Annotated in this window: 13 protein-coding genes; 1 reads left to right on the forward strand and 12 read right to left on the reverse strand. The window is 57.1% G+C overall.

Translation table 11 applies throughout. The features are described from left to right. Positions 1-32: 32 nt before the first annotated feature. Complete coding sequence (locus QQF73_RS11425; protein WP_285368248.1) at positions 33-1,199, forward strand: ADP-ribosylglycohydrolase family protein; 1,167 nt, start codon at positions 33-35, stop codon at positions 1,197-1,199. A gap of 34 nt (positions 1,200-1,233) precedes the next feature. Here the strand turns inward: QQF73_RS11425 and QQF73_RS11430 are convergent, their stop codons facing one another. The 12 genes from QQF73_RS11430 to QQF73_RS11485 all read right to left on the reverse strand — a co-directional run bounded on the left by QQF73_RS11430 (position 1,234) and on the right by QQF73_RS11485 (position 11,957). Continuing rightward, entirely contained in the window at positions 1,234-2,490 is a 1,257-nt protein-coding gene (locus QQF73_RS11430) for an MFS transporter (RefSeq protein ID WP_219865349.1), read from the reverse strand. Positions 2,491-2,609: 119 nt separating this feature from the next. Continuing rightward, positions 2,610-3,032: a hypothetical protein gene (locus QQF73_RS11435; protein ID WP_219865348.1), complete on the reverse strand. Its 423-nt coding sequence runs from the start codon at positions 3,030-3,032 to the stop codon at positions 2,610-2,612. A 42-nt stretch (positions 3,033-3,074) separates the two neighbouring features. Further along, complete coding sequence (locus QQF73_RS11440; protein ID WP_219865347.1) at positions 3,075-3,539, reverse strand: DUF4442 domain-containing protein; 465 nt, start codon at positions 3,537-3,539, stop codon at positions 3,075-3,077. A gap of 13 nt (positions 3,540-3,552) precedes the next feature. Continuing rightward, complete coding sequence (locus QQF73_RS11445) at positions 3,553-4,527, reverse strand: NADP-dependent oxidoreductase (RefSeq protein ID WP_285368249.1); 975 nt, start codon at positions 4,525-4,527, stop codon at positions 3,553-3,555. A gap of 51 nt (positions 4,528-4,578) precedes the next feature. Continuing rightward, entirely contained in the window at positions 4,579-5,007 is a 429-nt protein-coding gene (locus tag QQF73_RS11450; protein WP_285368250.1) for a MarR family winged helix-turn-helix transcriptional regulator, read from the reverse strand. Positions 5,008-5,113: 106 nt separating this feature from the next. After that, a complete protein-coding gene (locus QQF73_RS11455) occupies positions 5,114-5,482 on the reverse strand; it encodes a VOC family protein (protein WP_219865344.1) in 369 nt (122 codons plus the stop codon). A 34-nt stretch (positions 5,483-5,516) separates the two neighbouring features. Next, on the reverse strand, positions 5,517-6,647 hold the full coding sequence (locus tag QQF73_RS11460) for an alcohol dehydrogenase family protein (RefSeq protein ID WP_228743143.1): 1,131 nt from the start codon (positions 6,645-6,647) through the stop codon (positions 5,517-5,519). A gap of 36 nt (positions 6,648-6,683) precedes the next feature. Further along, positions 6,684-7,427 (reverse strand): ABC transporter permease, encoded by a 744-nt coding sequence (locus QQF73_RS11465; RefSeq protein WP_285368251.1) that lies wholly within the window; start codon positions 7,425-7,427, stop codon positions 6,684-6,686. Then, a complete protein-coding gene (locus QQF73_RS11470; protein ID WP_219865342.1) occupies positions 7,427-8,374 on the reverse strand; it encodes an ABC transporter ATP-binding protein in 948 nt (315 codons plus the stop codon). Before QQF73_RS11470 ends, QQF73_RS11465 begins: the two co-directional genes overlap by 1 nt. Positions 8,375-8,394: 20 nt before the next feature. After that, complete coding sequence (locus QQF73_RS11475) at positions 8,395-9,582, reverse strand: ABC transporter permease (protein ID WP_285368252.1); 1,188 nt, start codon at positions 9,580-9,582, stop codon at positions 8,395-8,397. 3 nt (positions 9,583-9,585) lie between these two features. After that, positions 9,586-10,509, reverse strand: a complete 924-nt coding sequence (gene osmF / locus QQF73_RS11480; protein WP_285368253.1) for a glycine betaine ABC transporter substrate-binding protein OsmF — start codon at positions 10,507-10,509, stop codon at positions 9,586-9,588. A 170-nt stretch (positions 10,510-10,679) separates the two neighbouring features. Next, complete coding sequence (locus QQF73_RS11485; protein ID WP_285368254.1) at positions 10,680-11,957, reverse strand: hypothetical protein; 1,278 nt, start codon at positions 11,955-11,957, stop codon at positions 10,680-10,682. Positions 11,958-11,993: the final 36 nt, after the last annotated feature.

Below are 11,993 nucleotides of genomic sequence, written 5' to 3' on the forward strand. Positions count from 1 at the left end.
TAACCCAATCAGCCTCTTCACGCGGGAGCATCATGACCGAGACATTGCCCGGAGACAGACGTAACAGAGTGATTTCATCGATTGCCGGTGGCTGGGTGGCAGACGCCGCCAGTCTCGGGTTGCACTGGCTCTACAACAGCGACCGAATACTCGAAGTCGGCGGTCAGACCCCGGAATTTCTACCTCCACGAGCGGAATACTTCAAAGGCGTGTTCGGTTTCTTCGCCCATGACGGCAAAAAACCGGGCGATATGAGCCATTACGGCGCCGCAACCAAGGTACTCAGCGACAGCCTTCTTGCCCATCATGGGGAACTGAATATTCGGGATTACCAGCGTCGCTTTGTGAACCATTTCGGTCCCGGTGGCGATTGGCAGGGTTTTATCGATAATCCCACCCGGGGCACCCTGAACAACCTGGTCGCCACCGAACAGAAAGCCATCGAACTGGCCTATTCGGCCATCGATACCGACCTGACGGACAAGCAGAAGCGCATACTCGTGCAGAAAGTGTTGCCCTACACCCGACGGCTGAGTGGCGAGCAGTTGGCGGATCCCGTTCGAAAAGCCATCAACCTCACCTATCAGGAAGCCAGGATTCAGGACGCGGGCGTGTTTCTTGCAGAAACCATTGATCGGCATTTATCACCGGAAAGTGGCGCCGACGACACGCAATTGCCCGCCGTCTCCAAACTTCCGCCCCTGGTCGCCTGTTACTCCGGGCAGGCGGAACTGATGGAACAGGTCGAAGCGGCAGTCCGGGTCACCAATAACAATGATGATGCCGTCGCCTGGGCGCGCTGCGCAGCGCGCCTTCTTGAGAGACTCCTCCTGGGCGTTCCCCCGACAAAAGCGCTTGAGGCCGCCATCGAACTGGCCCCGGAGCCAAAGAATCTGGCGATAGCCAGCTCCGGAAACGCCCTCGATCCGGTTCAAGCCGGGGACAGGTTCGGCCGAACCTGCTACCTCCACGAGGCAATGCCCGTCATTTTTCACATTGTCAGTCAGGCTCAATCCTTTACCGAGGCGATCCGGGCGAACATCCACTGCGGAGGCGATTCGTGTGGTCGGGCCTGGATCATCGGGCCAGCCATGGCTGCGATACACGGCGTTGGATACGAGCAAGGGATACCGCTGAGCTGGCTGGCTCGGGTAACGGATGGGGCCGACATCTTTCGGGATCTGGAGAAGCTGGTTTAAAGACACTCATCTCGGCGGACTGTGCACAATCCGTTCAGGATGCGGGCCCGATTGGCTCGCCCTCCTCGTCAAGGAGCTGGTAATTGTACGCCGCCTGAAGGCCTGTCTCCTCCTCCATCTCCGCTTCGGGCGCCTCCTCTTCAATATAACGAGGATAGAGAGGCGACAGCATGGCGACCAGAATGCCAATCGCGGAGAACATGGCGAACGCATCGGAGTAACCGAATTCTTTCACCAGCCAACCGACGGTGGGCGAACCGGTCGCCTGCCCGAGCGAGACAGCCATGAATGGCAGTACCGGTCCCATGGACAACCGGCCCGGTAAAAACCGGATACCCGTCATCAGGTACAAGCCGGTCAGGCTCATGTACGCCAGCCCAAAGACCAGCGCCGAGAATGCTGCGATCGCCAGATTACCCGGGCTGGCGGCGAGCAATGCGAGACTCGCCGACAGCATCATCAGCATCAATGCCTGGGTGATCGGCGGGTTATTCCGATCAGCCAGATCAGCCACCACTGCACCTCCTAGACCAGCAATGCCAACCGCCAGCCATAGCCACCCGGTTGCATCGGAAGCCAGGGAGCCGAGGTTGACGACCAGGTCAGGCGCAAAGATCCAGTATGCGGCGGAGACGAACCCCATCAAGAAGGCGAACATTGATAGCCTCAACAGACGCGACCACTGCAAGGCGCTGATGGGAGGCGGTGGAGCTGCATTAGACGGCACAACCCGAGAAACCGAAGGGATGAAAAACCAGGTGGCAATCACCCCGGCCACTGCCAGTACAGCAAAGGACGCATAGGCATAACGCCAGGCACCGGCCAGGAAAAGAATCGTCGGCACCGAGATGATCACGCCAATGCTGGTGCCCGCATTCATCACAGAGCTAACCCGCCCGTGCAGGGAGCGTTTCACCAGCGCCTGCATGGCGGCGGTCAGAGCCGGCATCATCAGGCCAGTGCAGATGCCACAGGCAAACACACCCACGCCAAGGGATACAGCACCAACCGCCTGGCTTATTAATGCCAGCCCAACGGTTCCAAAAACACCGGACAATAAGGCCGTGTTACGGGCACCGAGACGATCTGCGGATAAAGGGGCTACTAGTGTGGCGAACACAAAACTGATCAGTGGCAGCGCGCCGATGATGCCGATTACGTCCGGCGCCAGTTCCAGTTCGGCCCGGATCGGGGGAACAAACAAGCCGAAAGCAAAGCGCGCGAGCCCGTAACTGATCGCGATCAGTGCCGCCCCCAAGAGCGCAAACCCTGTGCTCGAAGGAAACTTCATGCCGCCATGCCCTCTGCGTGTTTCATCAGTACCAGCCTAGTCAGCAACCAAACCACCGACAAGGTTTGTGCTGATTAAGATCAGGTCATCTGCGTTAGCATCGGGTCGCGCTGGTTTATCTAGTAGATATACGAGACTGCCATAGCCAAATTCAAAACCATCATTATGAAATCGGTAACAAAAATGAATAGCATCAATCCCTTAACCTGCCATACCCCCTCACCCCGGCGGTTTTGAATGGCAACTGGCACATTAAAAACAAACTGTGATCCGTGTGCGACCGCGATAACCCACAGCAATATTGACCTCTGGGCATCACTCGGGAAAACATCGAGGTTGATTAATAGAAGGATATTCAGAAGGGCAAAAGCGAAGTTAAATCCACCGAGAAACCTACCTGATTCGGCAAGCACGTCAAAGACTGGTGTCTGCCGGTGTTCCCTGGGCACCAGAACCTTTGCAAATATCTTATTGCGAATGGAGAACACGTTGAACGCCATTGCAAACCAGATAACATTCAGAACCAATACAGTTTCCAGCATCAGGATTTCTCCAAATCAGGTTGTTGCACAAAAATCCCAAGATCAGGGCGAAGCGAATATACAAAGCGTTTTCAGACAAGAGACGTGAACAACTCCGGCCTGGTCGACCAGCTCAACCTGGTAGGTCCGCTCAACTTTTCGACCTGACGCCAGGCCCAAACGGATAGCGTCGATTTCCGATGGACTGAGCTGGAATTTGGCATAGAGGGTGGTTCTACCGGGCTTCCTGAAATGGATCTCAGCGCATTTATCCACAACACGATGTCGATAGCCCAACAACTTGTAGATCATCACTCCGTAAATCGGGTCCAGGGCGCTATACAGACCCCCTCCCCAGGTCATTCCCATATGATTGCGCGTCTGCCAGTTGCTGGGGATTTTTACGTGTACCTGATAAAAATCAGGTGAAACGTAAGTCACCCGCGCTCCGACACGGCGGTAGGCAGGAAACAGGTTCCCCGCCCACCGCCACAGGCGGGACTCAAACGATTCCTTTGCTCGAATCATCGGAGTCTTTCCCTCAAGATGGCGTCTGGATATCCAGAATAATCTTGCCTCTTGCCCTTTGGCTGCGACTGAGGTCGTGCGCAGCCGCCGTTTCTTCAATGGGAAAAACCCGATCAATCAGGGGAATTACCGCCCCTCGATCGATCAGGTCAGAAACGCTCTGCAAATTTCGCCCACTTGGCTTGACCATCACAACCTCCGCCCTCAAAGCAGTCTTTGAGAACAGCGATCGGACTCGCGTTGCCGCCATCGGTTTCAGGTTTTTAGGGCTGGGAATCGTTGAAATATAATAGCCACCGGGCTTAAGAACAGGGGCGCAGCGTTGCAAATCGTGCCGACCGACAGTGTCCAGGATAATGTCATACCGATCATTTTCCTTTGTGAAATCGGACTGCAAATAATCAATAACCCGGCCGGCGCCAATCCGCTTTACCATTTCAGCATTGGCACCACTACAAACTGCAGTTACGGACGCCCCCAGCGCTTTTGCAATTTGAACGGAATAACTGCCAACCCCGCCCGAGGCGCCCACAATCAAAACCTGCTGTCCGGCCTTCAGATTGGCGTGGTCAACAAGCGCCTGCCAGGCCGTCAAACCACACAGGGGAACGCCCGCCGCTTCAACGTACGATAAATTACCGGGGATCAGCGCAAGATTGCGGGCGGGCACAGAGACCTGCTCCGCATAGGTTGCGAGCCCTTCCAAGGGATTTTTCATGCCATAAACCCGGTCCCCGAGCTTGAACCCCTTAACGCGACTGCCCGTTTTAAGGACCTCGCCCGCCAAGTCACTACCGAGTATCAGCGGGAATTTCGGTACGAGAAACTGCAACTGGTATCGACCACTCCGAATCAACCAATCCCTTGGATTGACGCTTGATGCGTAATTCCTGACAAGCACCTGATTCGCCGTAATTTCGGGGGCTTCCTGGTCTCCATACTGCAAGACATCACTGTTGCCGTAGGCCGTCTGGAATACTGCTTTCATGATCCTGCTCCTCCGAGTTTTTTAGTTCGTTACCGAACCAAAAAGATAAAACTAATAGTTGGCCAGCGCTTTATTCAGCAACCTCATCAATTCCCGCTTATCTTCGGCGGTAAATCCTTGATACAGACGGCCGTTCACATTATCGGACAGCTCTTTGAAATCGTCCTTATGGGACAGGCTTTCCTGGGCCAACCGGACCAGCTTTACTCTCTGGTCGTCGCTGGATGCTGTTTTCTCGACATAGCCCAGGCGAATGAGTTTATCGACCAACTCGGTGGTGGAAGACTTCTTCTTGTTGATTCGTATCGACAGGTCTTTCAACGACAGGGCTTTCTCCCGATAGAGCGTGATCAGGATCAGCCCGTGTGATGGAGCCAGGTCATTCAGGCCCAGGCGCCTTAGCTCCCTCGAAACGTGTTCATAGGCATTATCGCGAAGCTCTGCGACCTGAAAAACAATCCCGTTCGTTCTTAGTTTCATCCAGGCAGTCTTCCCTCAATTCACAACGACAATCGATACCGAATATAGTTCGTCAACGAACCATTTTCAACAGTTTTCCGGCATCAGCCAGAACCACATAGCCTGGCTATGTGTCGCTGCTCGATGTCACCAGATGAATGATGTCAGATGGGCTTGATATCCAGAATGCCTTGACCCCGCTCGGAAGAGGCTCGATTTCGTCTCGGCGGGAACACCCCTGCTCCTTGAGATATTCAGCGGCCTTACCGATATCACTGGCAACGACTTCCAGCCAGATCTCAGATTGACTCAAGCCCGGCATGCAATCGAGCCAAAGCACTTTGTCGCCAAATTCAAACCTTGGAGAGTCATCCGTCCCTTCCGATGGTATTTCCTTGAAGCCGAGCACATCCCGATAAAACCGTACCGTGCTCTCATACTCGTGAGCCGGGATCTTCATGGCTATGTTCTTGCCTGGCTGAAATTCTGGATCCATTAGACAGGTCCTTGTATTTCGTCGAGCGACTCTCTTACTGAGGCGGCACCAACACAAAATTTCCTACATGCGTCTTTTTGAGAAACTCCTGCTGCGCCGTCGCAATGTCCTTCAGCTCGAATGATTGTGCCACCAGTGGTCGAATCTCACCCTTTTCGATGTAGCTGATGAGGTTCGGGAAGACCGGTTCATCCCAGGCCGTGCACCCCAACAAGGTCAAATCCTTGAGGTAAAAATCGCGCATATCGATGGTGGTTATCGGCCCCGCAATCGCGCCCGACGAAGCATATCGGCCGCCGCGCGCCATCAATTTCAACAACGCCCCGAACTGATCACCGGCGACGTTGTCGATCACAACGTCCACAGAGGACTCCTGAAGCTCCGCGCTCAAGTCGGAGCCTCGCGGGATTACCTGGTCGGCCCCAAGGCCGGCGACCTGGTCGAGTTTACTGGAACCCGCGATCGCCACAATACAGGCGCCCCGGCGCTTGGCCAGCTGTACCACTGCAGAACCGACGCCGCCGGACGCCCCGGTAACCAGCACCCGGTCGCCCGCTTTCACGTTCGCCCGGTGCAGCATGTTCTCTGCCGTTCCATACGCACAGGGGATGGTCGCGAGTTCCACGTCGCTCCAATCACACTGGATTTCAAAGACCTCGCTCGCAGGCACTTTGACGTACTGGGCGAAGGCACCGTCAAAATCCGAGGCCATCCAGAGGTTGTCCAGCGAATCAAAACCGTTGGTGCGCATACAGGACCTGACGAGAACCCGAGTGCCAACATCAGGCTGAGCCACACCCTCACCCGCGGCGACAACCTCGCCACAGCAATCGGTACCCTGTATAAACGGAAACGGCGTCGACGCGTTCCAGCCACCGTCTTCAATCTCTGACGCGCTGTCGGTTTCGGACAACTGTTCGGTGCCACCCTCTACCGATGACGAGTACCAGCCGAGGCGCGTGTTGATTTCCGTGTTGTTGACCCCGGCCGCCAGGACTCTCAGCAACACCTCCCCCGGGCCGGGAACAGGTATCGGGACATCCCGGTAGTCGAGTTTCTCGTAACCGCCGCTGCCCGTCGTCACGACCGCTTTCATCGTCGGCTCGTCGCCACGCAGTTTGAAACGGTTGGGATCGTTGGTTTGCAGGTAACGCAAATCAGACATGCTCACTCCAAAACAGGGAATTATGAAAAATGCGCATCAAGCCGCCCCGTGCGGCGAGAACCGATGGTCCCAGGTTCGTTCCAGTGCCTCAAACAGGCTGTCTATGGTAAGCGCGAGCAAACCAATCAGGATTGCCCCCTGCAGCACGTAGGCGGTGTTGCCATTCACCAACCCGGCGATTACCGGATCGCCCAGGGTGCGCGCGCCAATGGTTGAGCCAATGGCAGCCGTGGCAATGTTGATCGTTACAGAGGTGCGAATGCCGGCGAGAATTACTCTCCCTGCCAAAGGCAGCTCCACCCGCAGCAACACCTGAAACGGTGACATGCCCATACCCAGCCCGGCCTCCCGCACAGCCGGATTGATGCTTTCCAGGCCCGCCAGGGTGTTTCGCAGGATGGGCAGCAGGCCGTAAAGGATTAACGCCACGAGAATGGGCGCTTCACCAAAACCGAGAACCGGGACCGCAAGCGCAAGGACGGCCACGGGAGGGAATGTCTGCCCGATGGAGGCCACCTGGCTTACCAGGGGCAGGAAATCACGACCTGACGGGCGAGTGGCGAAAACACCGCCAGCGACCGCAGCAATGGTGCCAACAGCCGCAGAAATGACGACTAGCAGCAGGTGGTTCTGCAACAGGAACAGAAAACTGTCCCGCTCGTAAATGACTCGCTGCTTGTCCGGCTGTACCCACTGGAAGAACGGCTCCAGGGCAGGCATACCGGCACTCAGCCCGCACAGAAGAGCGGCCAGCACCAGGGGAGGCAACCAGACGCGCATCAGGCGCCTTCCCGGATGATGCGCTCGCGCGTTATCACACCGGTCTCCTCACCGTGGGCATTAAACACGGAAACCTCCTGCAGGCCTCGCCAGAGCATCACCGACAGCGCCAACCGTATGCTGTCTTCCTCCCTGAGGCCTTCCACGCCGGGATCGGCACGTTTTGGGCCTCTATGGGGGTTCATCAATTCCCGAACCGGCCGCAGACTCATCAGCTTGAGGCCGCGATCCTGCTTGCCTACCAGGTTTTCAACGAATTCCGACGCCGGATGCCGAAGGATGTTCTCAGGCGTGTCATGCTGGATAATGCGGCCCCGGTCCATAACGGCGATGCGAGTCGCCAGCTTCAACGCCTCGTCAATGTCGTGGGTGACGAACACGGTGGTTTTTCGGACCTGTTTCTGGATGCGCAGCATTTCCATCTGGAGGTTTTCCCGGGTAATCGCATCCAGGGCGCCAAATGGTTCATCCATAAGGAGGATGTTGGGGTCCGCCGCCAGTGCCCGCGCAACGCCCACCCGCTGTGCCTGGCCGCCGGACAATTGCTGGGGGTATTTATTTGCGTGGACAGTCGGATCGAGATCCAACAGGGTCATCAACTCGTTAACCCGGGCATCGATCCGATCCCTGGGCCACTTCAACAGCTGAGGCACCATGGCGATATTGCGTGCCACTGTCCAGTGCGGAAACAGCCCGGTTCCCTGAATAACGTACCCCATGTTCAAGCGGAGCTGTTCCGGGTTCATGGCAGCAATGTCCTCGCCATCCACCAGGATGTTGCCGGCGCTGTGAGGCAACAGGCGGTTTATCATCCGCAGCGTAGTGGACTTGCCACAGCCGGAACTCCCCACCAGAACGCACACCTCACCGGTTTCAATGGTCAGATTGATGTTGTCTACCGCAACCGTATCACCGAAGCGCCGAGTGACATTTTTCAGTTCGATCATCCGAACAATCCTTTTCCCTATCAGGCCGTTGCCGGGGTCGGCCTGAGGCTCGCCGCCAGCATGGTGAATACGGCATCCGCCATCAGCGCAAGCGCAATTGTAGGTAAGGCACCGAGCAGCACCAGGTCCATCGCCGCCTGCCCCAGCCCCTGGAAAATAAAGGCACCGAAACCGCCAGCGCCGATCAGCGCGGCTACTGCGGTCAGACCGATTGCCTGAATGGTCGTGATGCGTACACCTTCGATAATGACCGGCAGCGCCAGGGGTAATTTGAGCTGGAAGAACAGTTGCCGTTCATTCATGCCCATGCCCCGGCCGGCATCTACCAGATTGTCGGGGACTTCCGTCAGGGCAACGAACGTGTTGCGCAACATGGGCAACAGACTGTAGGCCACCAGTGCCAACATAGCCGGCGCCCAGCCGATACCGCGGATACCAAGCGTTTCGAGAAACGGGAACGCAGCTGCCAGCGCACTGAGCGGCGCAATCAGTAACCCGAAGAGCGCCAGACTGGGGATGGTCTGGAGAAAACTCACGGCGCCAAGGATCGGCCGTTGCCAGCCAGGGCTGCGAATCATTTTCAGTGCCAGAATAAAGGCCACACAAGCGCTGATGGCCACCGCGCCAAAGGCCAGCGCCAGGTGAGTCCAGAGCGCCTGCTCGAATTGGTCCGGCCGGGCGTTGAACTCCCTTACCAGGGACAGACTCTCCAGGCCATCGCCCCGCAACAGCAGCAACCAGCTTCCACCGATCGACACGAGGAGCATGATCTGCAGCCCTCGCCCGGATCTGAGCCGCCCCAGAATCTCGATCAACACCAACGACAACAGGAACAGCAGGCACCAGAAACCGGCCCCAATTGCGGAGCGCGCATAGGGCGCCCCCTCAGGCAAATGCCGGGCGGCAAACACCTCCAACAACAGAGGCAACAGCGCCAGGGAAAGGCCGACCAGGCCAAGGAGAGGCACGTAACGCACGCCCAGCGGCAGAACGGACAGCAGCATCGAAGCCGCAAGAACCAGGGTGACGGCCCCCGCACCGAACCAGCCTGTCGCCGACAGGAGACCGTGCCCGGTGCCAGGAACGATGCGGTTCGGCTGAATGGTGCCAAAATCCAGCGACCAGACCACCAACAAAGCGAGCCCCGCCAGGACCGGGATGACCCGATTTGGCGCTATCCGACGTTGAAGTGTCCTGGAAACTGGCAAGCCTCAGTTCCGGCTCAGTGAATCCAGATATTCCCGAGCCACCTTGTCGGCCGGCACTCCGTTCACCGCAACCTGTCCATTCAGACGCTGCAGGGTTTCCAGATCGAGGGATTCGAAAACAGGCTCAAGCACCTCACGGATCTTCGGATAGGTTTGCAGAACATCGGCGCGCACAATCGGCGCAGGCTGATAGACCGGCTGAACGCCCAGCGTGTCCTCCATCACCTTCAGATCAAGCGCGTTCAAGCCACCGTCGGTTCCGTAGGTCATTGCGCCGTTCACGTCATTGTCGTTCAGTGCAGCCGCCCGGAGCGTCGCTGCGGTGTTGCCGCCCGACAGGATCAGCAGCTGGTCAGCCCTCAACTTAAAGCCGTAGGCCTCCTGGAAAGCAGGCAGCGCACTTGCGGATTCGACGAACTCGGCACTGGCCGCAAACTTGAAGGCACCGCCGTCATTGATGTACTTCGCGAGGTCTTCAAGCGTCTTCAAGTCATTTTCCCGCGCCACATCGCCACGCACACTCATGGCCCAGGTATTGTTGGCTTTCGCCGGTTTCAGCCAGACAATATTGTGGGCCGACTTGTCCAGGCTCGCCGCCTGCTCATACGCCTTTTCGGCATCGTTCCAGAAATCCTGGTCAGCCTGGTCGTGAAAGAAGGCCGCATTACCGGTGTATTCCGGGTAGAGATCGATTTCCCCGGCCTTAATGGCGTTGCGTACAATATTGGTCGCCCCCAACTGCAGCCGGTTTTCGACCGGAATCCCAGCTTCTTCCAGGGTCTGCAGTACCATCTGGCCCAACACGGAGCCTTCCGTATCAATCTTGGAAGACACTACCACCGGATCAGCGGCCATGGCCGGCGCCGCGACCAACATAGCAGTCAATGCCGCTGCGCGGCTGTAACGGGAGATAGGGGACACGGCCATTCCTCTTGGTCGTTGGCTGATTATTCTGACCTGCGCAGTGTGAACACCAGAACACGTGTCACAGCCGCAACTTTCAGTCTATAAGACGCCAATACGAAGGCAAGGCCCAATTAGGCTCTTCAGAGGAAAGCGGGAGAGCCAGACTCTCTCCCGCCCAGGGTCATCGTCGACTAGTAGAGTGACTCGGCCAGCACCTGAGCCACCGTTTTCTGGTCCGCATCCCGGATGCGAATGTACTTGTTCAGGAAAATGTCCCAGGTTGTTCGGGTATTCACGTCAATGGTGATGTCCCCTATCTGGCCGTCCGTCACCAGCGGCGCCATACGATTTCCCGTGTCATCCCACTGATGCCCATTGTGTCGCAGGTTCTCAATCTGGATGAACGGGTAGTGGTGGTTGTAATACGAACCTGGCGCGTCCGCCCACATCGTCACCTTCCCGTCCAGCGTGCGGTTCCAGACGCAGGAATCGTAGCTGTTGGCATACACGGAGCCACAGGAACTGTGCAGCGGCACAACGCTGTCATCATGCCCTTTAATGAACAGGTGCGTGATAAACCCGTAAGGCTCATCACCGGCTGAGGCGACCCGGAGATGGGGTATGCCATCCGGGTTTGAGAGGCCGGTGTTGCGCGCGTTGGCAGGCTGCAAATCGTACAGGACACCCGCCTGAAACTGCTTGCCTGGCGCCAGGTAGTCCACGCCACTGCTACCCAGGAACAGGTTCAGCCATTCATTCGCGTCGTCCACCTCGTCCTGCTTGGAGGAAGACAGAACCGTGCTGGAGGCCAGGTCGTCCAGGTAGTTGGCCAGATCATAGAGGATCTTTGCGCCCTCCGTGCCGCCCCGGGCACCAGCGAGATCGATGTAGGTGGTCACGTCAAACGCATTCCGTGCGTTTGCGTTCAGCAGCGACGACTTGTTTGCCTCAACGTATTGCATGACCAGATCGCCCGTGGAGTGGGTGATGACAATGCAGCCGTTGGTGCGGGTGCAGTATGTTGGATCGTCAGCGAACAAGGCATTGAGCTGCTGCGCGATGGTGGCACCAATGCCCTGCCCGTTCGGCTCCTCGATGCGGTAGGTCGAGTCGAAATGCAGGATCCTGGCGTTCGGATCGCTGTAATAGACTGGCTGTCTGGACGTATCGTACAGATTGAATTTCGTGCCGCCGGCGTCCTTGAGGAGTGGCAGGTTCTGATCGAGCAGTGTCAGGCCTGTGGGATTGGCGACCTTGATGGCTCCGTTGCCGCCGTTATACAGATCAAACCGGTTCCAGTAGTTGTAGGCGAATCGCTTGCCGTCGTCATGGGTGCGGCCCATGAACACGTGCTGGAGTTGAAACCCCTGCACGAGAATGAGGTTTTTACCCGCCAGCTGACCGGCCGTTGCGGTCACCGAGACCGCCCAGACTGTCGCTAATGCGACCAGGTATTTTGTGATTTTCATGCTTATCTCCCGTTCATAGGTTTGTTTTTTTAAACA

The organism is Marinobacter albus (assembly GCF_030238305.1).
GTDB lineage: Bacteria > Pseudomonadota > Gammaproteobacteria > Pseudomonadales > Oleiphilaceae > Marinobacter > Marinobacter albus.